This window comes from Pseudomonas brassicacearum (assembly GCF_009601685.2).
Classification (GTDB): domain Bacteria; phylum Pseudomonadota; class Gammaproteobacteria; order Pseudomonadales; family Pseudomonadaceae; genus Aquipseudomonas; species Aquipseudomonas kilonensis_B.
In genome coordinates, this window is the sequence record NZ_CP045701.2 from 5,119,141 (window position 1) to 5,143,936 (window position 24,796).

General features: G+C 60.3%; 24 protein-coding genes. 17 read left to right on the forward strand and 7 right to left on the reverse strand.

Annotated features, from left to right (window positions below):
- Positions 1 to 62 precede the first annotated feature (62 nt).
- Together pyrC and rnt are read left to right on the forward strand one after the other, a co-directional pair.
- The gene (gene pyrC / locus GFU70_RS22095) at positions 63 to 1,109 is read left to right on the forward strand and encodes a dihydroorotase (protein ID WP_116641442.1); all 1,047 of its coding nucleotides are present in this window, start codon (positions 63 to 65) and stop codon (positions 1,107 to 1,109) included.
- Entirely contained in the window at positions 1,106 to 1,783 is a 678-nt protein-coding gene (rnt, locus tag GFU70_RS22100; RefSeq protein ID WP_003204947.1) for a ribonuclease T, read from the forward strand. Before pyrC ends, rnt begins: the two co-directional genes overlap by 4 nt.
- A gap of 224 nt (positions 1,784 to 2,007) precedes the next feature.
- Here rnt and GFU70_RS22105 read toward each other — a convergent pair whose 3' ends face one another.
- Positions 2,008 to 2,610 carry a peroxiredoxin gene (locus tag GFU70_RS22105; protein ID WP_003204949.1) on the reverse strand — a complete coding sequence of 201 codons (603 nt, stop codon included), beginning with the start codon at positions 2,608 to 2,610 and terminating at the stop codon, positions 2,008 to 2,010.
- A gap of 313 nt (positions 2,611 to 2,923) precedes the next feature.
- Between GFU70_RS22105 and GFU70_RS22110 the strand changes: the two genes are divergently transcribed.
- Both GFU70_RS22110 and bfr read left to right on the forward strand, forming a co-directional pair.
- Positions 2,924 to 3,142 (forward strand): bacterioferritin-associated ferredoxin, encoded by a 219-nt coding sequence (locus GFU70_RS22110; RefSeq protein ID WP_003178704.1) that lies wholly within the window; start codon positions 2,924 to 2,926, stop codon positions 3,140 to 3,142.
- A 199-nt stretch (positions 3,143 to 3,341) separates the two neighbouring features.
- A complete protein-coding gene (gene bfr / locus GFU70_RS22115; RefSeq protein WP_153388815.1) occupies positions 3,342 to 3,815 on the forward strand; it encodes a bacterioferritin in 474 nt (157 codons plus the stop codon).
- Positions 3,816 to 3,912: 97 nt separating this feature from the next.
- On the opposite strand, the gene grxD is transcribed toward bfr, so the two are convergent.
- From grxD to GFU70_RS22130, 3 genes are all read right to left on the reverse strand, one after another.
- Positions 3,913 to 4,254, reverse strand: a complete 342-nt coding sequence (gene grxD, locus GFU70_RS22120; RefSeq protein WP_058542208.1) for a Grx4 family monothiol glutaredoxin — start codon at positions 4,252 to 4,254, stop codon at positions 3,913 to 3,915.
- 89 nt (positions 4,255 to 4,343) lie between these two features.
- Positions 4,344 to 6,452, reverse strand: a complete 2,109-nt coding sequence (locus GFU70_RS22125; RefSeq protein ID WP_058542207.1) for a molybdopterin oxidoreductase family protein — start codon at positions 6,450 to 6,452, stop codon at positions 4,344 to 4,346.
- Between the two features lie 131 nt (positions 6,453 to 6,583).
- Positions 6,584 to 6,871: a hypothetical protein gene (locus GFU70_RS22130; RefSeq protein ID WP_003204960.1), complete on the reverse strand. Its 288-nt coding sequence runs from the start codon at positions 6,869 to 6,871 to the stop codon at positions 6,584 to 6,586.
- Positions 6,872 to 7,273: 402 nt separating this feature from the next.
- Between GFU70_RS22130 and argF the strand changes: the two genes are divergently transcribed.
- Positions 7,274 to 8,194 (forward strand): ornithine carbamoyltransferase, encoded by a 921-nt coding sequence (argF, locus tag GFU70_RS22135; RefSeq protein WP_058542206.1) that lies wholly within the window; start codon positions 7,274 to 7,276, stop codon positions 8,192 to 8,194.
- Entirely contained in the window at positions 8,191 to 9,297 is a 1,107-nt protein-coding gene (locus tag GFU70_RS22140) for an ABC transporter ATP-binding protein (protein WP_153388816.1), read from the forward strand. Before argF ends, GFU70_RS22140 begins: the two co-directional genes overlap by 4 nt.
- Positions 9,298 to 9,485: 188 nt before the next feature.
- Here GFU70_RS22140 and GFU70_RS22145 read toward each other — a convergent pair whose 3' ends face one another.
- Positions 9,486 to 10,268: a PhzF family phenazine biosynthesis protein gene (locus GFU70_RS22145; protein WP_058542204.1), complete on the reverse strand. Its 783-nt coding sequence runs from the start codon at positions 10,266 to 10,268 to the stop codon at positions 9,486 to 9,488.
- A 183-nt stretch (positions 10,269 to 10,451) separates the two neighbouring features.
- Complete coding sequence (gene ybaK, locus GFU70_RS22150) at positions 10,452 to 10,922, reverse strand: Cys-tRNA(Pro) deacylase (RefSeq protein ID WP_053124560.1); 471 nt, start codon at positions 10,920 to 10,922, stop codon at positions 10,452 to 10,454.
- 323 nt (positions 10,923 to 11,245) lie between these two features.
- Here ybaK and GFU70_RS22155 point away from each other — a divergent pair, with 323 nt between their 5' ends.
- From GFU70_RS22155 to GFU70_RS22205, 11 genes are all read left to right on the forward strand, one after another.
- Entirely contained in the window at positions 11,246 to 12,097 is an 852-nt protein-coding gene (locus GFU70_RS22155) for an MIP/aquaporin family protein (RefSeq protein ID WP_058542203.1), read from the forward strand.
- A gap of 93 nt (positions 12,098 to 12,190) precedes the next feature.
- Positions 12,191 to 13,696, forward strand: coding sequence for a glycerol kinase GlpK (glpK, locus tag GFU70_RS22160; RefSeq protein WP_116641436.1), 1,506 nt, complete (start codon positions 12,191 to 12,193; stop codon positions 13,694 to 13,696).
- Positions 13,697 to 13,781: 85 nt separating this feature from the next.
- A complete protein-coding gene (locus GFU70_RS22165; RefSeq protein ID WP_003204973.1) occupies positions 13,782 to 14,537 on the forward strand; it encodes a DeoR/GlpR family transcriptional regulator in 756 nt (251 codons plus the stop codon).
- 315 nt (positions 14,538 to 14,852) lie between these two features.
- The gene (glpD, locus tag GFU70_RS22170; RefSeq protein ID WP_058542201.1) at positions 14,853 to 16,391 is read left to right on the forward strand and encodes a glycerol-3-phosphate dehydrogenase; all 1,539 of its coding nucleotides are present in this window, start codon (positions 14,853 to 14,855) and stop codon (positions 16,389 to 16,391) included.
- Between the two features lie 446 nt (positions 16,392 to 16,837).
- Positions 16,838 to 17,752 (forward strand): glutamate/aspartate ABC transporter substrate-binding protein, encoded by a 915-nt coding sequence (locus GFU70_RS22175; RefSeq protein ID WP_058542200.1) that lies wholly within the window; start codon positions 16,838 to 16,840, stop codon positions 17,750 to 17,752.
- Positions 17,753 to 17,942: 190 nt separating this feature from the next.
- Entirely contained in the window at positions 17,943 to 18,689 is a 747-nt protein-coding gene (locus GFU70_RS22180; RefSeq protein ID WP_058542199.1) for an amino acid ABC transporter permease, read from the forward strand.
- Positions 18,689 to 19,360: an amino acid ABC transporter permease gene (locus GFU70_RS22185; protein WP_058542198.1), complete on the forward strand. Its 672-nt coding sequence runs from the start codon at positions 18,689 to 18,691 to the stop codon at positions 19,358 to 19,360. The genes GFU70_RS22180 and GFU70_RS22185 overlap by 1 nt, the downstream gene beginning before the upstream one ends.
- Positions 19,357 to 20,091 (forward strand): amino acid ABC transporter ATP-binding protein, encoded by a 735-nt coding sequence (locus GFU70_RS22190; protein ID WP_003204983.1) that lies wholly within the window; start codon positions 19,357 to 19,359, stop codon positions 20,089 to 20,091. The genes GFU70_RS22185 and GFU70_RS22190 overlap by 4 nt, the downstream gene beginning before the upstream one ends.
- 160 nt (positions 20,092 to 20,251) lie before the next feature.
- Entirely contained in the window at positions 20,252 to 22,153 is a 1,902-nt protein-coding gene (locus GFU70_RS22195) for a sensor histidine kinase (protein ID WP_116641435.1), read from the forward strand.
- Entirely contained in the window at positions 22,150 to 23,478 is a 1,329-nt protein-coding gene (locus GFU70_RS22200; RefSeq protein ID WP_153388817.1) for a sigma-54-dependent transcriptional regulator, read from the forward strand. The genes GFU70_RS22195 and GFU70_RS22200 overlap by 4 nt, the downstream gene beginning before the upstream one ends.
- Positions 23,479 to 23,506: 28 nt before the next feature.
- A complete protein-coding gene (locus tag GFU70_RS22205) occupies positions 23,507 to 23,836 on the forward strand; it encodes a GlpM family protein (RefSeq protein WP_165826069.1) in 330 nt (109 codons plus the stop codon).
- 184 nt (positions 23,837 to 24,020) lie between these two features.
- Here the strand turns inward: GFU70_RS22205 and GFU70_RS22210 are convergent, their stop codons facing one another.
- Positions 24,021 to 24,635 (reverse strand): NAD(P)-dependent oxidoreductase, encoded by a 615-nt coding sequence (locus tag GFU70_RS22210; RefSeq protein ID WP_058546104.1) that lies wholly within the window; start codon positions 24,633 to 24,635, stop codon positions 24,021 to 24,023.
- Positions 24,636 to 24,796 lie beyond the last annotated feature (161 nt).

A 24,796-nucleotide genomic window follows, 5' to 3' on the forward strand; every position in this document is an offset into this window, starting at 1 on the left:
GTGCCTGAATCGGTCTTTTCCGGTAGCATTCCCCAGAGTTTGACCCGCCTGGAAGCCCCCCAATGTCCGACCGCCTGACCCTGCTGCGTCCCGACGACTGGCATATTCATCTTCGCGATGGTGCTGTGTTGACCCATACCGTCGCCGATGTCGCGCGCACCTTCGGGCGCGCAATCATCATGCCTAACCTGGTTCCGCCCGTGCGCAACGCCGCCGAGGCCGACGGCTATCGCCAGCGTATCCTCGCCGCGCGCCCGGCCGGTAGCCGCTTCGAACCGCTGATGGTGCTGTACCTCACCGACCGCACCCAGCCCGAAGAGATCCGCGACGCCAAGGCCAGCGGTTTTGTCCATGCCGCCAAGCTGTACCCGGCTGGCGCCACCACCAACTCCGATTCCGGTGTGACCAGCATCGACAAGATTTTCCCGGCGCTGGAGGCCATGGCCGAAGTCGGCATGCCGTTGTTGATCCATGGTGAAGTCACCCGGGGCGACGTCGACGTGTTCGACCGCGAGAAAATCTTCATCGACGAGCACATGCGCCGCGTCGTGGAGCGTTTCCCGACCCTCAAGGTGGTCTTCGAACACATCACCACTGGCGATGCCGTGCAGTTCGTCAACGAGGCCCCGGCCAACGTCGGCGCGACCATTACCGCCCATCACCTGCTGTACAACCGCAACCACATGCTGGTGGGCGGGATCCGGCCGCACTTCTATTGCCTGCCGATCCTCAAGCGCAATACCCATCAGGAAGCCTTGCTGGACGCCGCCACCAGCGGCAGCGCCAAGTTTTTCCTCGGCACCGACTCGGCCCCTCACGCCCAGCACGCCAAGGAAGCGGCCTGCGGTTGTGCCGGTTGCTACACCGCCTATGCCGCCATCGAGATGTACGCCGAGGCGTTCGAACAGCGCAACGCGTTGGACAAACTCGAAGGCTTCGCCAGCCTGCATGGCCCACGGTTCTATGGCCTGCCGGTAAACACCGATCGTATTACCCTGGTCCGCGACGAGTGGACTGCCCCCGCCAGCCTGCCTTTCGGCGATCTGGCTGTCATCCCGCTGCGCGCCGGTGAAAAACTGCGCTGGCGCCTGCTGGAGGAAAACGTGTGAGTGAAGATCATTTCGACGACGAACTGGACGGCAACGGTGGTTCGGGCGGCGCCCGCCATCCCATGGCCGCTCGGTTCCGTGGCTATCTGCCGGTCGTCGTCGACGTAGAAACCGGTGGTTTCAACTCCGCCACCGACGCCTTGCTTGAAATCGCCGCGACCACCATCGGCATGGACGAAAAAGGCTTTGTGTTCCCTGACCACACCTATTTCTTCCGTGTCGAACCGTTCGAAGGCGCCAACGTCGAAGCGGCGGCCCTGGAATTCACCGGGATCAAGCTCGATCACCCGTTGCGCATGGCAGTCAGCGAAGAAACGGCCCTGACCGACATCTTCCGTGGCGTGCGCAAGGCACTCAAGGCCAACGGTTGCAAGCGAGCGATCCTGGTCGGCCACAACAGCAGCTTCGACCTGGGCTTTCTCAACGCCGCCGTCGCGCGCCTGGACATGAAGCGCAACCCGTTTCACCCGTTCTCCAGCTTCGATACCGCGACCTTGGCAGGCCTGGCGTACGGCCAGACCGTCCTGGCCAAGGCGTGCCAGGCGGCCGACATCGATTTCGATGGCCGTGAAGCCCACTCGGCCCGCTACGACACCGAGAAGACCGCCGAGCTGTTCTGCGGCATCGTCAACCGGTGGAAAGAGATGGGTGGCTGGCAGGATTTCGACGACTAAAGAGCAGAGCCATTGTGTCTGTCGGTGACACTCTGTGGGAGCAAAGCTTGCTCGCGATGCAGGCGACTGGTTTTTTGGAAGACCGCATCGCTGCCATCGCGGGCAAGCCTTGCTCCCACAGATAAATTCCCTCGCCATAAGGTCCCGTGTTTCAGCCGACAGGTTTGAAACCCCCATAAAAAAACCGGCCCATCATGGGCCGGTTTTTTATGCCTGGGGTGCGCTTACAGCTTGTCGCTGTGCTCGCCCAGGTAAGCAGCAACGCCTTCAGGCGAAGCGGTCATGCCCTTGTCGCCTTTTTTCCAGTTGGCCGGGCAAACTTCGCCGTGCTCTTCGTGGAATTGCAGCGCGTCGACCAGACGGATCAGTTCTTCCATGTTACGGCCCAGTGGCAGGTCGTTGATGATCTGCGAACGGACAACACCTTTGTCGTCGATCAGGAACGCGCCACGGAAAGCCACGCCGCCTTCGGACTCTACGTCATAGGCCTTGGCGATTTCGTGCTTCATGTCGGCAGCCATGGTGTATTTCACCTGACCGATACCGCCATTGTTGATCGGGGTGTTGCGCCAGGCGTTGTGGGTGAAGTGCGAGTCGATCGAAACAGCGACCACTTCGACGTTGCGCGCCTTGAAATCATCCATGCGGTGATCCAGTGCGATCAGCTCGGACGGGCAGACGAAGGTGAAGTCCAGCGGATAGAAGAACACCAGGCCGTATTTGCCTTTGATGGCCGAGGACAGGGTGAAGCTGTCGACGATTTCGCCGTTGCCGAGGACGGCTGGAACGGTGAAGTCTGGGGCTTGTTTGCCTACGAGTACGCTCATTGGGTATCTCCTGATGTAATAGCGTGAAAACAAGGTCCGGGCCAGCCTGTCACCCTCAGGCGACAGCCCTGTGACACGAACCCGCTTGCAAGGGCCGATCATCATACACCGCGCATTTGGACTGTCTTCAACGGTTTTTCGGTGGCACCGAAAAATTGCCGCCCCGTTTCATGCTGCCTCAGTCGTCCTGGATGAACCGTCCGTCAGCCTGGCAACACTCTAGCGCAAAACCCCGAGAAACCACTTTGACAATCATTCTCGTTAACATTAAGATCCATCTCAATTGAGTCACAACCAGCGACGGTTCTTACTTATGTATGTATGCCTCTGCACTGGCGTCACCGACGGGCAAATCCGCGAAGCAATCTACGAAGGTTGCTGCAGCTATCGCGAAGTCCGCCAGGCCACCGGCGTAGCCAGCCAATGCGGCAAATGTGCCTGCCTGGCCAAGGAAGTGGTTCGTGAAACCCTCGCCAAAGTGCAAACGGCACAGGCCTCGATCCCCTACCCGGTAGAATTTACCGCGGCGTGATGAACAGCATTTCAAGGAACCGGACCCAGTGTCCGGTTTTTTTATGCCTGTAAATCAAATGCTTAGCGTTCAGACGCGGAACACAAACATTCTTATTCCGATTAATTTTCATTTATTATTCAATAACTTAGGTTTGACACTCGTAAATGCGCGGCTCAAACTCTGCCCTATATACAGCTATTACAGGGCAGGTCTGATCATGAAAGGCGACAACACAGTCATCCAGCATCTCAACAAGATCCTCGGCAATGAGCTGGTCGCGATCAATCAATACTTCCTGCATGCGCGCATGTACGAGGATTGGGGCCTGAACAAGCTGGGCAAGCACGAGTACCACGAGTCCATCGACGAGATGAAGCACGCGGACAAGCTGATCAAGCGCATCCTGTTTCTTGAAGGCCTGCCAAACGTCCAGGACCTGGGCAAGCTGCAAATCGGCGAACACACCCGCGAGATGCTTGAGTGCGACCTGCGTATCGAGCGCACCGGCCACGCCGACCTGAAGGCCGCTATCGCCCATTGCGAAAGCGTTGGCGACTTCGGTAGCCGCGAACTGCTGGAAGATATTCTCGAGTCAGAGGAAGAGCACATCGATTGGCTGGAAACCCAATTGGGCCTGATCGACAAAGTCGGTCTTGAGAACTACCTGCAATCGCAGATGGGTGAAGAGTAAGCTTCCCCGAAAGCACGCCACTAAAAAGCCCCGCCCTCTTTCGAGAGGCGGGGCTTTTTATTGCCTGAATTCAGGCCACGCCGAAAACGTCCATAAATCAGGCTTCGGTCTTGTTCGCCGCAGCTGCTTCCACCGCTGCCTTGATCGTGGTCTGCAGGGAGCCATCAGCGGCCATCTCGGTCATGATGTCGCTACCACCGATCAGCTCACCACCCACCCACAGCTGTGGGAAGGTTGGCCAGTTGGCGTACTTGGGCAGGTTGGCGCGGATTTCCGGGTTCTGCAGGATGTCCACGTAGGCAAACTTCTCGCCACACGCCATTACCGCCTGAGCAGCCTTGGCCGAGAAACCGCACTGTGGCGCGTTCGGCGAGCCTTTCATGTAAAGCAGGATGGTGTTGTTGGCAATCTGGTCTTTAATCGTTTCGATGATATCCATGGAGCACCTCGGCTTAAAACTTTTGCGACTTAAGTTGTCGACACGGTGACGCATTGTAACGGAAAGCCGAACGTGCTCCAGAGACAATTTTACGCAGCCGCCACCTTCACCGGTACGCCGTTAAGCGCCGCGTTGCCGGACAACTCATCGAGCTGACAATCATCGGTCAGGTCGTTGGCGCTGGAGCCCGGCTGTCCGCTGGCAATGGTCATCTGCACGCCCGGCCGGGCATGGCCCCAGCCGTGGGGCAGGCTGACCACGCCTTTCATCATGTCCAGGCTGCCCAGCACCTCGACTTCGATGACGCCGACCCGCGAACTGACGGTCACCCGTTGCCCGTCGACAAGGCCGCGACTGGCGAGGTCATCCGGGTGCATCAGCAACTGATGACGCGGCTTGCCCTTCACCAGTCGATGGAAGTTATGCATCCAGGAGTTGTTGCTGCGCACATGGCGACGGCCAATCATCAGCAACTCATCCGGTTTTGGCGCCTGCAACGCGGCAAAGCGCGCAAGGTCGGCAAGAATCACCGCCGGCGCGGCCTGCACACGTTGGTTTTCGGTTTTCAGGCGCGCAGCCAGGTTGGGCTTGAGTGCGCCGAGGTCGACGCCATGGGGATGATCGAACAGGGTGGCCAGGGACAGCTTGTGCGGCGAGGCGTCGCCATATGCCCCACTGCGCAGGCCGAAATCGATCATCTGCGCCGGTGGCATGGTCGGCTTGAGTTCCTTGCCGGTCCGGGCGGCAAAAGCCTTGGCCAGGCCGACGAAAATTTCCCAGTCGTGCAGCGCGCCCTCGGGCTTGGGCAGGATCGCCCGGTTGAAACGGGTCACGTTGCGCACCGCGAACAGGTTGAACGTGGTGTCGTAATGATCGTTTTCCAGGGCCGAGGTCGAAGGCAGGATCAGGTCGGCGTAACGCGTGGTTTCGTTGATGTACAAATCGATGCTGACCATGAACTCCAGCCCGTCCAGGGCCTGCTCCAATTGTCGCCCGTTGGGTGTGGACAGCACCGGGTTGCCAGCCACGGTGACCAGCGCACGAATCTGGCCTTCGCCCTCGGTGAGCATTTCCTCGGCCAGGGCCGACACTGGCAACTCCCCCGCATATTCAGGACGCCCGGACACACGGCTCTGCCAGCGATTGAAATGCCCGCCCGAGGTGGTGGCGACCAGGTCCACCGCCGGCTCGGTGCACAGCGCCCCGCCCACTCGATCAAGATTGCCGGTGACCAGGTTGATCACCTGGATCAGCCAATGGCACAGCGTGCCAAACGCCTGGGTCGACACCCCCATCCGCCCGTAGCACACCGCTGACGGCGCGGCGGCGAAGTCCCGGGCCAATTGCCGGATCTGCGCTGCCGGCACCGCACAGAGCGGGCTCATGGCTTCAGCCGTGAAAGTGGCGACGGCCTCGCGCACCTCGTCCAGGCCGTCCACGGGCAGGTGGCTGCCACGGGCCAGGCCTTCGCTGAACAATGTATTGAGCAAACCAAACAGCAACGCAGCATCGCCGCCGGGGCGTACAAAGACATGCTGGTTGGCAATCGCCGCCGTTTCGCTGCGACGCGGATCGACCACCACCACTTTGCCGCCACGGGCCTGGATCGCCTTGAGGCGCTTCTCCACGTCCGGCACGGTCATGATGCTGCCGTTGGAAGCCAGCGGGTTGCCGCCCAGGATCAGCATGAAGTCGGTGTGGTCGATGTCCGGGATCGGCAGCAGCAGGCCGTGACCGTACATCAGGTAGCTGGTCAGGTGATGGGGCAGTTGGTCCACCGAGGTCGCCGAGAAACGGCTGCGGGTTTTCAACAGGCCCAGGAAATAGTTGCTGTGGGTCATCAGCCCATAGTTATGCACGCTGGGGTTGCCCTGGTAGACCGCCACCGCGTTCTGGCCGTGACGCGCCTGGATATCCGCCAGGCGCTCGGCCACCAATGCGAAGGCATCGTCCCAGGCAATGGGGTGCCATTCATTGCCGATGCGCTGCATGGGCTGGCGCAGGCGATCCGGATCGTTCTGGATATCTTGCAGGGCCACCGCCTTGGGGCAGATGTGACCCCGGCTGAAGGTGTCCAGCGCATCGCCCTTGATCGAGGTGATCGCCAGGCCCTGGCCGTCGGTTTCGGTGGTTTCGAGGGTCAAGCCGCAGATGGCTTCACACAAATGGCACGCACGGTGGTGGAGAGTCTTGGTCATGGCCAGTCTCTGTTTTATTCGTGGCGGGCACTTTCGGCCGCGGGAACAAAACTATGGCGCGTGATTCCCGGCAGCGCCAGCGACGTTCGTCCTGTGAATCGCCGGGCATCAGGCCCACCGATGACAGGGCATCAAGGCTGGTCGGGAGGCGGCGCCAGCATCTGGATTTCTTCGACGGTTTCCACCTGCTCCTGGGCAATGGGCACCCCCGTGAGCTCGCCAATCAGCCGCCAATGCTCGTCGAGGCCGCTGCTGATAGTGGCCATGCGATCAATCATCCGGCGGCCCGCGGCCTTGGTCACCTCGTCATCGCTGCGCAGCAATTCGAATGACATGGAAGTCACCGAAGCCGTCAGGTGCGTCAGCGAGCGTGCAGTCAGCCCCAGCAATTCCATCAATTGTTGCTCTTTCGAATCCATTTCGGGCTCCTGTGCCGCTGTGGCTCATTTATAACCCAGGCCTTTGCATTAGGAAATGTTTCACAACCACAGCAGACAAGCGAAAGGATGGGGTGCCACGGCATAAACCGCCCCTCATCCATGGCGCACCCGCCGCGCTTGATTGCCAAGCCAAGCTGCGCCAGTGTACAAATGGGTTGCTGCTGTCAGGAAACCGGCCACAAATATGCCATCGCATTCGCGTGATGGCCTCGCTGAAATCCCCAAAAACCGTAGCCCTATTGGTAAGACGCGACATTTAATTATAAGATCGCGCCTTCCCCTATTTCGTCGCCCCGTGCGGCTTTTGCCGCAGGTCTCGCCCGTTTTTTGAATAAACAAGGCTTTGAGCATCTGCGGTCAGTTACAAAAAGGTAGTCAATCATGAGCGCAAGGCACTTTCTCTCCCTGATGGATTTCACGCCCGATGAGTTGCTCGGCGTGATCCGTCGAGGCGTGGAGCTCAAGGACCTGCGTAACCGCGGCGTACTGTTCGAGCCCTTGAAAAACCGCGTGCTGGGGATGATCTTCGAGAAGTCATCGACCCGCACCCGCATCTCTTTCGAAGCCGGCATGATCCAACTGGGCGGCCAGGCGATCTTCCTGTCGCCCCGCGACACCCAACTGGGCCGTGGCGAACCGGTCAGCGATTGCGCCATCGTCATGTCGAGCATGCTCGACGCAGTAATGATCCGTACCTTTGCCCACAGCACCCTGACCGAGTTCGCGGCCCATTCCCGCGTACCCGTCATCAATGGCCTGTCCGATGACCTGCACCCCTGCCAGTTGCTGGCCGACATGCAGACCTTCCTCGAACACCGCGGCTCGATCCAGGGCAAGACCGTGGCCTGGATCGGCGACGGCAACAACATGTGCAACAGCTATATAGAAGCCGCGATGCAATTCGACTTCCAGCTGCGCATTGCTTGTCCTGAAGGTTATGACCCCAATGCCGAGCTGCTCGCCAAGGCCGGGGAGCGGGTGACCATCGTGCGTGATCCGAAACAGGCCGTGGCCGGTGCGCACCTGGTGAGCACCGACGTCTGGACCTCCATGGGCCAGGAAGAAGAAACCGCCAAGCGCCTCAAGCTGTTCGCGCCGCTGCAGGTCAACCGGGCCTTGCTCGACCTGGCGGATGCCGACGTGCTGTTCATGCACTGCCTGCCGGCCCACCGTGGCGAGGAGATCAGCTTCGACTTGCTGGACGACCCGCGCTCGGTGGCCTGGGACCAGGCAGAAAATCGCCTTCACGCGCAAAAGGCACTGCTCGAGTTCCTTGTCGAGCCGGCGTATCACCACGCATGAGCCATTCGCTGCTGCTGAATTTGCATGACCTGGCCTGCGGCTACCAAAACCAGCGGGTCGTGCAGAACCTCAACCTGCACCTTAATGCCGGCGATATCGGTTGCCTGCTCGGTTCGTCCGGGTGCGGCAAGACCACCACGTTGCGCGCCATCGCCGGCTTCGAACCGGTGCACGAGGGTGAAATCCAACTGGCTGGTGTAACCATCTCCCGCCCCGGCTTCACCCTCGCCCCGGAAAAACGCCGTATCGGCATGGTGTTCCAGGACTATGCCCTGTTTCCCCACCTGAGCGTGGCCGAGAACATCGCCTTTGGCATTCGCAAGCATCCAGACAAGGATCGCGTCGTCGAAGAGCTGCTGGAACTGGTCAACCTCAAGCACCTGGGCAAACGCTTTCCCCATGAACTGTCCGGCGGCCAACAACAGCGCGTGGCCCTGGCCCGCGCACTGGCGCCAGAACCACAGCTGCTGTTGCTCGATGAGCCGTTCTCCAACCTCGATGGCGAGCTGCGACGCAAGCTCAGCCATGAAGTGCGGGATATTCTCAAGGCCCGCGGCACCAGCGCGATCCTGGTCACACACGACCAGGAAGAAGCCTTCGCCGTGAGTGACCACGTCGGGGTATTCAAGGAAGGCCGACTGGAACAGTGGGACACGCCCTACAACCTGTATCACGAACCGCTGACGCCATTCGTCGCCAGCTTCATTGGCCAGGGCTACTTCATTCGCGGCCGGCTCGACAGCCCGGAGTCGGTGCAAACCGAGTTGGGCACCCTGCGCGGTAACCGGGCCTACACCTGGCCCATCGGCGGTGCGGTGGACGTGTTGCTGCGCCCAGACGATATCGTCTATGCACCGGACAGCCCGCTCACCGCCATCATTGTCGGCAAGACCTTCCTGGGCGCTTCAACCTTGTATCGCCTGCAATTGCCCACAGGCGCGCAATTGGAATCGATCTTCCCCAGCCACGCCGACCATCAGCTCGGCGACAGTGTCGGCATCCGCGTGGCGGCTGAACACCTGGTGCTGTTCCAGGCCTCGGGCAGCACCGCGGCGCACATCCCGCCAGTGGACAGCGGTGTGCGGCGCTATAGCACCGCGTAGGAGCTGTGTAGGAGCTGTGTAGGAGCTGTGTAGGAGCTGTCGAGTGCAACGAGGCTGCGATCTTTCCCAATACACTTGAATCTCAAGCGAAAGATCAAAAGATCAAAAGATCAAAAGATCGCAGGCTTCGCCAGCTCCTACAGGGCGTAAACCAGCGAGGATAAATCCCCTCGCCAAGAAAAATGCTATCAGCCCAAGGACAACGTCCCACTGGCCACCAACCTCGCATTCCCGCCGATCTTCACCCGCTCACCCTCCAACCGGCAGAACAACGCCCCGCCCCGGGCCGAGCATTGATAAGCCGTCAGGCCGTGCTTGCCCAAGCGCTTGGACCAATAGGGAATCAGGCTGCAGTGGGTCGAGCCGGTCACCGGGTCTTCGTTGATGCCGATCGCCGGAGCAAAATAACGCGAGACAAAATCATGCTTGCTCCCGGGTGCGGTCACGATAGCGCCCGGCCAAGGCAGTTTCGCCAGGGCCGCCATGTCCGGCTTGCAATCGAGCACCGCTTGCTCCGATTCCAGCACCACGAACAGTTCGTTGGAGCTCAGCACATCCACAGCTTCGACACCCAAGGCACTCTGGACGGCCAGGGATGCACCCAACTCGGCAGGTACGATGGCCGGAAAATCCAGCCACAGCCGATCACCCTCACGCGTAACGCTCAACGAACCGGACTTGCAGATAAAATCCAGTCGTTCGACCGTTTCGTGATAGACCTCGAACAGTACATAAGCGCTGGCCAACGTGGCGTGCCCGCAAAGCGGGACTTCGGTGGTGGGCGTGAACCAGCGGATATGCCAATGCTGGCCTTCACGCACCAGAAACGCAGTTTCAGCCAGGTTATGTTCGGCGGCGATCTTCTGCATCAAGTCATCGGCAAGCCAGCCGTCGAGTCGATAGACCATTGCCGGGTTACCGCCAAACGGCCGATCACTGAACGCATCGACCTGATGAAACGCAAGCTGCATGGCTCTTCTCCTTTTTTTGATGCGCCAGCATGCGGTGCAGCGGCACGGCTTATCCAGAGACAGATCAGCAGAATTTTCACCCTACAGCGCGGGATCAAAATCTGACTCCAGGCTTAACCCTTCACACCCTTGTGACGAGGGCGCTCGCTCCCGCCTGGCTGCGCAACCGCCATCCGTTTTTATTCAAGCACGCCCAATGTCAGCAAACGCCGCCCCGGTATGCTCCTTCAAAACCGAAGGCGCCAACTCGACTTCCAACCCGCGCCGTCCGGCACTGACAAACATACTGGCGAGCGGCTGTGCGGAACTGTCGATAAAAGTGCGCAGGCGCTTCTTCTGCCCCAGCGGGCTGATCCCGCCAAGTAAATAACCGGTCGAACGCTGCGCGGCAGCTGGGTCGGCCATCTCGACCTTTTTCACCCCGGCGGCATGGGCCAGGCCTTTCAAGTCCAGGCTCCCGGCCACGGGCACCACCGCCACCAACAGTTCACCTTTTTCACTCGCCGCCAACAAGGTCTTGAACACCTGCGCCGGATCCAGCCCGAGCTTTTCCGCCGCTTCCAAACCGTAGGACGCGGCCTTGGGATCGTGTTCGTAACTGTGGATGCGATGTTCGGCGCGCACTTTCTTAAGCAGATCCAACGCGGGTGTCATGACTGCTCCTGACAAGGAAATCAAAAAAAGAGTGGCCGAATTCTAAGCCATCGCCAGCGAAAAGGCTTGGGACGGCCCCGCGAGTACCGGTGATGCGTCGCCAGCAGAGGAGTCATTCACGCCACGAATAGTTGAAATGTGACCGACGGTTCACTTTCGACCTTTGACATCAGCGTTTCTTGTCTATATTTTTTCGAAACTGAAAGTCATATCACATGTCTCAAGCAGCAACCCGAGATCAGGATGGGGATCCTGCCTCGGTGAAGATCGCGCAATCGAGCTTTATCGAAAGCGCAGCAAAACAACAAAAAACCGAGGTTTGAATGACAACTGCTTTACAACAGCCGTCCCTGTCCAGCCAATGCCTGGCCGAATTCCTGGGCACTGCCCTACTGATTTTTTTCGGCACCGGTTGCGTCGCAGCGCTCAAGGTCGCGGGCGCCAGTTTCGGCTTGTGGGAAATCAGCCTCATCTGGGGCGTCGGCGTCAGCATGGCGATCTATCTGAGCGCAGGCATTTCCGGTGCCCATCTCAACCCCGCCGTCAGCATTGCCCTGTGCATTTTCACCGACTTCGAAAGGCGCAAACTGCCTCTCTATATAGTTTCCCAGGTGGCCGGTGCTTTCTGCGGTGCCCTCTTGGTCTACACGCTCTACAGCAATCTATTCTTCGATTTCGAACAGTCCCGGCACATGATTCGAGGCACCGAAGCGAGCCTCGAACTGGCCTCGGTGTTTTCCACCTACCCGCACGCAGCGCTGTCCACCGGCCAAGCCTTCCTTGTGGAGATGATCATCACGGCCATCCTGATGGGCGTGATCATGTCCCTGACCGATGACAACAATGGCTTGCCCCGTGGCCCACTGGCACCATTGCTGATCGGCCTGTTGATTGCGGTGATCGGCAGTTCCATGGGGCCCCTGACGGGTTTTGCGATGAACCCGGCGCGAGACTTCGGTCCTAAACTGATGACTTTCTTCGCCGGCTGGGGTGAAATTTCCCTCACGGGTGGACGCGACATCCCGTACTTCCTGGTGCCGATTTTTGCGCCGATTGTGGGTGCGTGCCTGGGTGCTGCGGCCTATCGCGGCTTGATTGCCCGCCACCTGCCCAGCGCCATAACTGCTACAAAGGATGCAGAACCGGCCATTGACGGCAAGCCCAGAACATCCTGAAACAGTCGACGCAGACTCCTGCCATTCCAGTCTGCGCCGTGGCTTCTTCCTTTATTTAGTCTCCCTTTTATAGAAAGACCCGAGGCAATCGACATGACCGACATACAGAACAAGAACTACATCATTGCCCTCGACCAGGGTACGACCAGCTCGCGTGCGATCATCTTCGACCGTGACGCCAACGTGGTCTGCACCGCCCAGCGCGAATTCGCCCAGCATTACCCACAGGCTGGCTGGGTCGAACACGACCCGATGGAAATCTTCGCCACCCAGAGCGCGGTCATGGTCGAAGCCCTCGCCCAGGCTGGCCTGCACCATGACCAGGTAGCCGCCATCGGCATCACCAACCAGCGTGAAACCACCGTGGTCTGGGACAAGACCACCGGCCGCCCGATCTACAACGCCATCGTCTGGCAATGCCGGCGCAGCACCGAAATCTGCCAGCAACTCAAGCGCGATGGCCACGAGCAATACATCAGCGAAACCACCGGCCTGGTTACCGATCCGTATTTCTCCGGCACCAAGCTCAAGTGGATCCTGGACAACGTCGAAGGCAGCCGCGAACGTGCGCGAAACGGTGAACTGCTGTTCGGCACCGTCGACAGCTGGCTGATCTGGAAATTCACCGGCGGCAAGGTCCACGTCACCGACTACACCAACGCCTCGCGCACCATGCTCTTCAACATTCACTCGCTCGAATGGGACGCGAAGATGCTCGAGATCCTCGACATCCCCCGCGAAATGCTTCCGGAAGTGAAGTCCTCTTCGGAGATCTATGGCCGCACCAAGAGCGGTATCGCCATCGGCGGCATTGCCGGCGACCAGCAGGCGGCCCTTTTCGGCCAGATGTGCGTGGAGCCGGGCCAGGCGAAAAACACCTACGGCACCGGCTGTTTCCTGCTGATGAACACCGGTAACAAGGCCGTCAAATCCAATCACGGCATGCTTACCACCATCGCCTGCGGCCCGCGCGGCGAAGTGGCCTACGCCCTGGAAGGCGCGGTCTTCAATGGCGGCTCCACGGTCCAGTGGCTGCGCGATGAACTGAAGATCATCAACGACGCGCTGGATACCGAATACTTTGCCAACAAGGTCAAGGACAGCAACGGTGTGTACCTGGTGCCCGCCTTCACCGGCCTGGGCGCGCCGTATTGGGACCCCTATGCCCGTGGCGCGCTGTTTGGCCTGACCCGCGGCGTACGCGTCGATCACATCATTCGCGCGGCGCTGGAGTCGATTGCCTACCAGACCCGCGACGTACTCGACGCCATGCAGCAGGACTCGGGGGAACGCCTCAAGGCCCTGCGCGTTGACGGTGGTGCGGTGGCGAACAATTTCCTGATGCAGTTCCAGGCGGACATCCTGGGTACCCGGGTCGAACGCCCGAAAATGCGCGAAACCACCGCCCTGGGTGCTGCGTACCTGGCGGGCCTGGCGTGCGGCTTCTGGGGCAGCCTGGAAGAACTGCGCGGCAAAGCAGTGATCGAGCGCGAATTCGAACCGCAGCTGGACGAACAGGCAAAGGAAAAACTCTACGCCGGCTGGCAGAAGGCGGTCAGCCGCACCCGTGACTGGGAACCCCATGAAGACGCTGAATAAAGCCTGATAAGGTTCTGAAACTGGTCGGGAGTGGATTCCTGCGGCATCATGGGCAAATTTTGTACGGCAGCCCAAAGGAAGCCCCATGAATCTGCCTCCCCGCCAGCAACAAATCCTCGAACTGGTCCGCGAACGCGGCTATGTCAGCATCGAGGAAATGGCGCAGCTATTCGTCGTCACCCCGCAAACCATTCGCCGGGATATCAACCAACTGGCGGAAGTGAACCTGCTGCGTCGCTACCATGGCGGCGCCGCCTACGACTCAAGCGTGGAAAACACCGCCTACGCCATGCGCGCCGATCAGATGCGCGACGAGAAGCAACGCATCGCCGAAGCCATCGCCGCCCAGATCCCCGATCACGCCTCGCTGTTCATCAACATCGGCACCACCACCGAATCCATCGCCCGGGCGCTGCTCAATCACAACCATCTGAAGGTCATCACCAATAACCTGCACGTGGCTTCGATCCTCAGCGCCAAGGACGACTTCGAAGTTTTGATCGCCGGCGGCAATGTACGGCGTGACGGCGGCGTGGTGGGTCAGGCCAGCGTCGACTTCATCAACCAGTTCAAGGTCGACTTCGCCCTGGTGGGCATCAGCGGGATCGATGAAGACGGCAGCCTGCTGGACTTCGACTACCAGGAAGTACGGGTTTCCCAAGCCATCATCGCCAACGCCCGGCAAGTGCTATTGGCGGCGGACTCCAGCAAATTCGGGCGCAATGCCATGGTCCGCCTGGGCCCGATCAGCCTGATCGACTGCCTGGTAACCGACCAACAACCGGTGCCGGCCCTGGCGCAATTGCTGAGCCAGCACAAGATTCGGCTGGAGGTGGTCTGACGACCGCCTCAATACCTTGTGGCAAGGCTGCTGTGGGAGCATGGCTTGCCCGCGATGAAGGCAACACGGTTTCTCCATAGAACGAGACGCCTGTTTCGCGAGCAAGCTTTGCTCCCACAAAACCCTCTCGCCACAAAAGCGCGCCCTGACACCTTCTCCCGCCCTTCCATGTTCGAAAATTTTCCTTTCAGCTTCCCTTGATCAGTATTTTCAATCGAAGTTGACTGGCTGTTGCCGTCTTTATGGGCTAGTATTTTCGCAAATGAACATTTATGTTCGATTTCAAATATTACGAAAAGAGCCCGAGGCCAGCCGATGCCCACTTCTACCTTGCCTACGCCCCCTCTCGCCGAGGTTTACGACGTCGCCGTCATTGGTGGCGGTATCAACGGCGTGGGTATTGCCGCGGACGCTGCCGGTCGCGGTCTTTCGGTGTTCCTTTGTGAAAAGGACGACCTGGCCAGCCACACATCGTCGGCCAGCAGCAAGCTGATCCACGGTGGCCTGCGCTACCTCGAACATTACGAATTCCGCCTGGTGCGCGAAGCGCTGGCCGAGCGCGAAGTGCTGCTGACCAAGGCCCCGCACATCGTCAAGCAAATGCGCTTCGTGCTGCCTCACCGCCCGCATCTGCGCCCGGCCTGGATGATCCGCGCCGGCCTGTTCCTCTACGATCACCTGGGTAAACGTGAACAGCTTGCCGGCTCCAAAAGCCTGAAGTTCGGTGCCGACAGCGCATTGAAAAGCGAGATCACCAAAGGTTTCGAATATTCCGACTGCTGGGTCGACGATGCGCGACTGGTGGTGCTCAACGCCATGGCCGCCCGGGAAAAAGGCGCGCATATCCACACCCGCACGCGTTGTGTGAACGCCCGTCGCAGCAAAGGCCTGTGGCACTTGCATCTGGAACGTGCCGACGGCAGCCTGTTTTCGATCCGCGCCAAGGCACTGGTCAACGCCGCCGGCCCGTGGGTCGCCAAGTTCATTCGCGATGACCTGAAGCTGGAATCGCCCTACGGCATCCGCCTGATCCAGGGCAGCCACCTGATCGTGCCGAAACTCTACGACGGCGAACATGCGCACATTCTGCAAAACGAAGACCAGCGCATCGTGTTCACCATTCCCTACCTGAACCAGTTCACCCTGATCGGCACGACTGACCGTGAATACACCGGCGACCCGGCCAAAGTGGCGATCACCGAAGGCGAAACCGATTACCTGTTGAAGGTGGTCAACGCCCACTTCAAGAAGCAGATCAGCCGCGACGATATCCTGCACAGCTATTCCGGTGTGCGTCCGCTGTGCAACGACGAATCCGACAACCCATCGGCCGTGACCCGCGACTACACCCTGGCGCTGTCGGGTAGCGGTGAAGAAGCGCCATTGCTGTCGGTGTTCGGCGGCAAGCTGACCACCTACCGCAAACTGGCCGAATCGGCGATGGCGCAACTGGCCCCGTATTTCACCCAGATGCGTCCGAGCTGGACCGCCGTAGAGGCCCTCCCCGGCGGCGAAAACATGACCACCCCGCAAGCGCTGTGCTCGGCGATCCGCGACAAGTTCGACTGGCTGCCAACCGATATCGCCCGTCGCTGGGCCACCACCTACGGCAGCCGTACCTGGCGCATGCTCGAAGGTGTACACAACCTGGGCGACCTGGGCGAGCACATCGGCGCCGGTCTCTATACCCGCGAAGTCGACTACCTGTGCAGCGACGAGTGGGCCGTCGATGCCCAGGACATCCTCTGGCGCCGCAGCAAGCTGGGCTTGTTCACCACCGCGCTCGAGCAGGAGAAGCTGCAGCAGTACCTGGACAAGGTCGAGCACAACCGCCGCAAGATCGAAGCGGCCTGAATAATAGCCCGCTAAACCCAAAGCCCCTGAATCCTGCGATTCAGGGGCTTTTTTGCATTCTGGACTCTACCGATACCCCTGTGGGAGCAAGCTTGCTCGCGATGAGGCCAGCACATTCAACATCTATGTGACTGCCCCACCGCTATCGCGAGCGAGCTCGCTCCCACAATGGATCAAGGCAGGCTCAAGGCATTCGGTTTTCCGAACAAGACCCACCAGTCAGTTCGGTCAACCGGATAAAACGGGTCTCATAAAACCTGAAACAGAACATTAATTACCTTTTAAATCAGTCTGTTATACGACTTCAACTGGCTTGGCACGACTCCTGCTCTACACTCCTGGAGACGAATGTCTGTAGCCAACACAACAGGAGCTGCCAGGCACTTCGAAGTACTCAGGGCCGACGAACCGGCCGAAATAAAAAAAACAATGTCGAGGAAATATAGATGCGCATCGTTCCCCATCTCCTGGGCGCAGCCATTGCTGCGGCTCTGATCAGCACTCCGGTTTTCGCGGCCGAACTGACCGGCACACTGAAAAAGATCAAAGAGTCCGGCGTTATCACGCTTGGGCATCGCGACGCTTCCATTCCGTTTTCCTACATCGCGGACGCTTCCGGCAAGCCAGTCGGCTACTCTCACGACATCCAGATGAAAGTCGTCGAAGCGATCAAGAAAGACCTGGACCTGCCGAACCTGCAAGTCAAATACAACCTGGTCACTTCGCAAACCCGTATCCCGCTGGTACAGAACGGCACCGTGGACCTGGAATGCGGCTCCACCACTAACAACGTCGAGCGTCAGCAGCAGGTTGACTTCTCCGTTGGCATTTTCGAGATCGGCACCCGGCTGCTGTCCAAGAAAGATTCCAAGTACAAGGATTTCGACGACCTCAAGGGCAAGAACGTCGTGACCACCGCCGGCACCACGTCCGAGCGCATCCTCAAGTCCATGAACGCCGACAAGCAGATGGGCATGAATGTCATCTCCGCCAAGGACCACGGCGAATCCTTCCAGATGCTGGAATCAGGTCGTGCCGTCGCCTTCATGATGGACGACGCCCTGCTGGCTGGCGAAGCCGCCAAGGCCAAGAAGGCCGATGACTGGGCCGTGACCGGTACCCCACAGTCCTACGAAATCTATGGCTGCATGATGCGCAAGGGCGACGAGCCGTTCAAAAAGGCTGTCGATGACGCCATCAAGGCCACCTACGCGTCGGGCGAGATCAACAAGATCTACGAAAAATGGTTCATGCAACCCATCCCGCCAAAAGGCCTGAACCTGAACTTCCCGATGAGCGACGAACTCAAGGCACTGATCGCCAAGCCGACCGACAAAGCGGCTGACGACAAGAAATCCTGATTTCTGACTAACCTTATCTCCTGAAGGGGCCCGGCCCTTTCAGGGGATGGTCACTCCCTGCTGGCAAATCTGGAAACACTCGAACCGGTGGCTGTCGAGCCGATCGCGTGTGCCTGGCCTTCAAGCCGGGCGGGAACGGAGTTTCCCCAGGCGGGCATTTGTACATCGATCGATCTGAGGGGAGACCCTAATGAATTACAACTGGGACTGGGGCGTGTTCTTCAAGTCCACCGGCATCGGCAGCGAGATTTATCTCGACTGGTACGTGGCCGGCCTGGGCTGGACCATCGCCATCGCCGTCGTCGCCTGGATCATTGCCCTGCTGCTGGGCTCGATTCTGGGTGTGATGCGCACCGTGCCTAACCGGCTGGTGTCGGGCATCGCCACCTGCTACGTGGAGCTTTTCCGTAACGTGCCGTTGCTGGTCCAGCTGTTCATCTGGTACTTCCTGGTGCCGGACCTGCTGCCCGCCGATCTGCAGGAGTGGTACAAGCAGGACCTGAACCCGACCACCTCCGCTTACCTGAGCGTCGTCGTGTGCCTGGGGCTGTTTACCGCCGCCCGGGTCTGTGAACAGGTGCGCACGGGTATCCAGGCGCTGCCGCGCGGCCAGGAATCCGCCGCCCGTGCCATGGGCTTCAAGCTGCCGCAGATCTACTGGAACGTGCTGCTGCCCCAGGCCTACCGGATCATCATTCCGCCGCTTACCTCGGAATTCCTCAACGTCTTCAAGAACTCCTCCGTGGCCTCGCTGATCGGCCTGATGGAACTGCTCGCGCAGACCAAGCAGACCGCCGAGTTCTCCGCCAACCTGTTCGAAGCCTTTACCCTGGCGACGCTGATCTATTTCACCTTGAACATGAGCCTGATGCTGCTCATGCGCATGATCGAGAAGAAAGTCGCGGTGCCCGGCCTGATCTCCGTGGGGGGTAAATAATGGAATTCGACTTCACTGGCATCATCCCGGCCATTCCCGGCTTGTGGAACGGCATGGTGATGACCCTCAAGCTGATGGCCATGGGTGTCGTCGGCGGGATCATCCTGGGGACGATCCTGGCGCTGATGCGCCTGTCCCACAACAAGCTGGTCTCCAATATCGCTGGCGCCTACGTCAACTATTTCCGCTCGATCCCGTTGCTGCTGGTGATCACCTGGTTCTACCTGGCGGTGCCGTTCGTGCTGCGCTGGATCACCGGCGAGGACACGCCGATCGGTGCGTTCGGCTCCTGCGTCGTGGCGTTCATGATGTTCGAGGCGGCGTACTTCTGCGAGATCGTGCGGGCTGGCGTGCAGTCGATCCCCAAGGGCCAGATGGGTGCCGCCCAGGCGCTGGGGATGAATTATGGCCAGGTCATGCGCCTGATCATCCTGCCCCAGGCATTCCGCAAGATGACCCCGCTGCTGCTGCAACAAAGCATCATCCTGTTTCAGGACACCTCGCTGGTCTACACGGTCGGCCTGGTGGACTTCCTCAATGCTTCGCGGGCCAATGGCGACATCATCGGCCGCTCCAATGAGTTCCTGATCATCGCAGGTCTCGTGTACTTCACAATCAGCTTTGCCGCCTCGCTGCTGGTCAAGCGTCTGCAAAAAAGGTTCGCCGTATGATCTCTATCAAGAACATCAACAAGTGGTATGGGGACTTCCAGGTACTGACCAATTGCAGCACCGAGGTCAGCAAGGGTGAGGTGGTGGTGGTGTGCGGGCCGTCCGGTTCGGGCAAGTCCACGCTGATCAAGTGCGTGAACGCCCTGGAACCGTTCCAGAAAGGCGACATCGTGGTCGATGGCACGTCCATCGCCGACCCGAAGACCAACCTGCCGAAACTGCGTTCGCGCGTGGGCATGGTGTTCCAGCATTTCGAACTGTTCCCGCACCTGACCATCACCGAGAACCTGACCATCGCGCAGATCAAGGTACTGGGCCGCAGCAAGGAAGAGGCAACCAAAAAAGGCCTGCAACTGCTTGAGCGGGTCGGCCTCTCGGCCCACGCCCACAAGCACCCGGGCCAGCTCTCCGGCGGCCAGCAGCAGCGCGTGGCGATTGCCCGTGCCCTGGCGATGGACCCGGTGGTGATGCTGTTCGACGAACCGACCTCGGCCCTTGACCCGGAAATGGTCAACGAAGTGCTCGACGTGATGGTGCAACTGGCCCACGAAGGCATGACCATGATGTGCGTGACCCACGAAATGGGCTTCGCCCGCAAAGTGGCGAACCGGGTGATCTTCATGGACCAGGGCCAGATCATCGAAGACTGCAAGAAAGAAGAGTTCTTCGGCGACATCAGCGCCCGCTCCGAACGCGCGCAGCATTTCCTTGAGAAAATCCTGCAGCACTAAACAACACCGCTCCCCACTGTGGGAGCGAGCTTGCTCGCGATAGCGGACTGCCAGTTACATCATTGTCGAGTGATCAGCAGTCATCGCGAGCAAGCTCGCTCCCACAAGGGAGAAGTGTTGGCTTGTCGATTTGTGTTGTGGTTGACCCAAGGCTTCTGTGATGAAATGCGACCCCACCCTTTATCGCGCCGCGCCGCCATCACTCGCCGTGAAACCCCGCCTGATCCGTCATCTGTTCCTGCCGCCACTGATCATCGCCCTGATGATCGGCCTGGGTTATCTCGGCTTCTGGATCAGCGAGCACTACGGCGTTCGCGGCCTCGCCGAGAATGGCGAGCGCCAGTTGGAGCTGCACGCCCGTGCGGTCGAAAGCGAGATCAGCAAGTACACCTACCTGCCCAGCCTGCTGGAGCTTGAATCCAGCGTCTCGCAACTGCTCGACGACCCGACGCCCGAGCATCGCAGGGTCGTCAATGAATACCTCGAAGGCCTGAACCGCCGCAGCCGCAGCCGAGCCATCTACGTGATGGACACCACCGGCCGGGTGATGGCCACCAGCAACTGGCGCGACGTCGACAGTTACCTGGGTGAGGACCTGTCCTTCCGTGCCTATTTCCAGAGCGCCGTACGCGGCCAGCCGGGGCGTTTCTACGGCATCGGCAGCACCAATGGCGAACCCGGCTACTACCTGGCCCATGGCCTGGAACAACAAGGCAAGATCATCGGCGTCGCCGTGGTCAAGGTGCGCCTCGAAGCCATGGAGGAACGCTGGCAGCGAGCGCGACTGGAGGCGTTCGTCAGTGATGAGAACGGCATCATCATCCTGTCCAGCGACCCGGCGCGCCGTCTCAAGTCGGTGCGGCCCCTGAGTGACGAAACCAAGGAACGCCTGGCCCGCAGCCTGCAGTATTACTGGTTTCCACTGAACGAACTGGTGCCCCTGGCCCGCGAACGCCTGGCCGAAGGCATGGAGAAGCTGACGTTCCCGGCCAACAGCGAACTGGTGTCCGACGAGCGCGCCATCAGCTACTTGTCGCAGACCCGCCCCTTGAGCGATACGCCGTGGAACTTCACCCTGCTGACGCCACTTGAAGACCTGCGTCGCCAGGCGATCAACCAAGGCATCCTGGTGGCCGTGGCCTTCGCCCTGGTGGCGTTCCTGTTGATCGCCTGGAACGAACGGCGCAAGGTCATCGCCACCCGCCTCGCCGCCCGGGAAGCCTTGCAGCAAGCCAACAACCAGCTCGAGCGTCGGATTACCGAACGCACCACCGACCTGCGCGCCAGCAACGAACGACTCAAGGGCCAGATCCGCGAACGGCGCCAGGCCGAAGAGACCTTGCGCCGGGCCCAGGACGAACTGGTGCAGGCCGGGAAACTGGCGGCCATCGGTCAGATGTCCACCAGCATCGCCCATGAACTCAACCAGCCGCTGGCGGCGCTGCGCACCTTGTCCGGCAACACCGTGCGCTTCTTGGAGCGCGGCCAGTTGGACATCGCCAGCACCAACCTCAAGACCATCAACGAATTGATCGACCGCATGGGCCGGATCACCGCCAGCCTGCGCGCCTTCGCCCGGCGCGGGGACGACCAGGGCCGGGCAAGCCTGGGCAAGGCCGTCGAGGCGGCGCTGCAACTGCTGGGTGGGCGCCTGGAAAACCTGCATATCCAGATCCATAGCAGTTTCGATGACGTCCAACTGCAAATCGACCAGACTCGCCTGGAGCAGATCCTGGTGAACCTGATCGGCAATGCGCTGGACGCCATGCAGACGCAATCCGAACCGAAACTGTGGCTCGAAGGCCAGGCGGTCGATGGCAAATACCGCCTGCGGGTGCGGGACAATGGCCACGGCATTGATCCAGAGGCCCGCAAGCATTTGTTCGAACCGTTCTTCACCACCAAACCTGGCGAACAAGGCCTGGGCCTGGGCCTGACGCTCTCGGCGAGCCTGGCCGCCGCCGCTGGCGGGCACCTGGGTGTCGAGTACCCGCTTGAGCGTGGCACCACGTTTGTCCTCAATTTACCGTTGGTCAGCCTTTCACCTGCCGAGCCGCTATGAACCACGACCTGAGCGTACTGATCGTCGAAGACGACCCCCATGTCCTGCTGGGCTGCCAGCAGGCCTTGAGCCTGGAAGACATTCCCTGCATCGGTGTGGGCAGCGCCGAAGAGGCCCTGGATCGAGTCGACGATAATTTCGCTGGCATCGTCATCAGCGACATTCGCCTGCCGGGCATCGATGGCCTGGAGCTGCTGACCCGCCTCAAGGCACGGGACCGCAGCCTGCCGGTGGTGCTGATCACCGGCCACGGCGACATCTCCATGGCCGTCGGTGCCATGCAAAAAGGCGCCTATGATTTCATGGAGAAACCCTTCTCCCCAGAACGCCTGGTGGACGTCGCCCGCCGTGCCCTGGAGCAGCGCAGCCTGGCGCGGGAAGTGTCATCGTTGCGTCGGCAACTGGCCGAACGCGACTCCCTGGAAGGCCGCATCATTGGCCGCTCGCCGGCCATGCAACACCTGCGCGCGCTGATCGCCAACGTCGCCGACACTTCGGCCAACGTGCTGATCGAAGGCGAAACCGGCACCGGCAAGGAATTGGTCGCCCGCTGCCTGCATGATTTCAGTCGGCGCCACGACAAGCAGTTCGTCGCACTGAACTGCGGCGGCCTGCCGGAGAACCTGTTCGAAAGCGAGATTTTCGGCCACGAGGCCAATGCCTTCACCGGTGCCGGCAAACGCCGGATCGGCAAGATCGAGCACGCCGATGGCGGCACACTGTTTCTCGACGAAGTGGAAAGCATGCCCCTGCCCTTGCAGATCAAGCTGCTGCGCGTGTTGCAGGAACGCACCCTCGAACGCCTGGGTTCGAACCAGAGCGTGGCCGTGGATTGCCGGGTGATCGCCGCCACCAAGTCCGACCTGGACGAAATGGGCCGGTCCGGGCAGTTCCGTAGCGACCTGTATTACCGCCTCAACGTGGTGACCCTGGAGCTGCCCCCCTTGCGCGAGCGGCGTGAAGACATCTTGCAGCTGTTCGAGCATTTTCTTCAGCAGTCGTCCCTGCGTTTCGACCGCACGGTGCCGGAGCTGGACAACCAGACCCTGTCGAACCTGATGAGCCACGACTGGCCGGGCAACGTGCGCGAACTGCGCAACGTCGCCGAACGCTACGCCCTGGGCCTGCCGGCGTTCAAGCGCTCCGGTGCCAGCGGTGGCAGCCAGGGCCTGGCCTTTGCCGAAGCCGTGGAAGCCTTCGAGCGCAACCTGCTGGTGGACGCCCTGCAACGCAGCGGTGGCAACCTGACCCAGGCCAGCCAGGAACTGGGCATGGCCAAGACCACGCTGTTCGACAAAGTCAAAAAATATGGCCTGAGTCATTAACCAACTGAGCGGTAGACCTGTGGATCTGATTTTCAAGGCGGCGCTCGGTGCAGCCGTAGTGGTGATCCTGGCGATGTTGGCCAAGACCAAGAACTATTACATCGCCGGGCTGGTGCCGTTGTTCCCGACCTTCGCCCTGATCGCCCATTACATCGTCGGCAAGGGCCGCTCGGTGGACGACCTGAAGACCACCATCGTGTTTGGCATGTGGTCGATCATTCCGTACTTCGTGTACCTGGCAACGCTGTATGTGATGGTGGACCGCATGCGCCTGGAAGCGTCCCTGGCCGTGGCGGCGGTGGCGTGGCTGATGGCCGCGACGATGCTGGTCAGCGTCTGGGTAAGAATCCACGGCTGAAGCTGCGGCGACGCACATCCCCCGTAGGAGCTGCCGAAGGCTGCGATCTTTTGACCTTGGTCTTTCGCTCGTGACTCAATTGTCAGTGGAAAGATCGCAGCCTCGTTGCACTCGGCAGCTCCTACAGTTCGCGCAGGCCAGACAGTGCGTGCAGGCCGGGCAAGGTCAGAGCGTTCGTGCAGGATCAATAGCCGACGGTAAACCGCGTGCGCGAAAACTGCGGTGTTTCCACTTCATCGATCATCGCGATCGCGTAGTCGGCAAAGCTGATCCAGCTACGCCCGGCATCGTCGAACAGCAGGTAATCCGTGCCGAGACGGAACTGCTCCGTGCGCTCGGTTTCGACGAACTCTGCCGAAGGCGAAAGGAAGGTCCAGTCCAGGTCCTGCTCCTGGCGCAGTACATCCAGGAACAATGCGCCGGCGCTGGCTTCGGCCAGGTATTCCTCCGGGAAGCCTTCGCTGTCGATCACACGAGAGCCGTCCGGGAGCAGCAACGAACCGGCCCCGCCGACCACCAGCAAACGCTTGACCCCGGCGGCTTTCACCGGCGCGATGACCTTGTCGGCCGGCACGCTGGCGAAGTGAGCGGCACTGATTACCACGTCATGGCCAGTGATGGCTGCGGTCAACGCCTCGCTGTCCAATACGTCCAACTGCTTGCTGACCACACCGGCCCTTTCGCCGATTTTCGCGGTGTGGCGGGCAATGGCGGTCACGCTGTGGCCGCGGCGCAGGGCCTCTTCCAGCAATTGGCTGCCGGCGCGGCCGGTGGCGCCGATGATTGCGATTTTGCTCATGGTGTTCTCCAGTGATTACACATAAGGGCTATTAAAGCTGTGCTCGAAACGGACATGACAAAACTTTGCGGTATGTACACCGTTGTGGCGAGGGAGCTTGCTCCCGCTCGGCCCTGTAGGAGCTGCCGAAGGCTGCGATCTTTTGATCTTTCGCTTGGGAT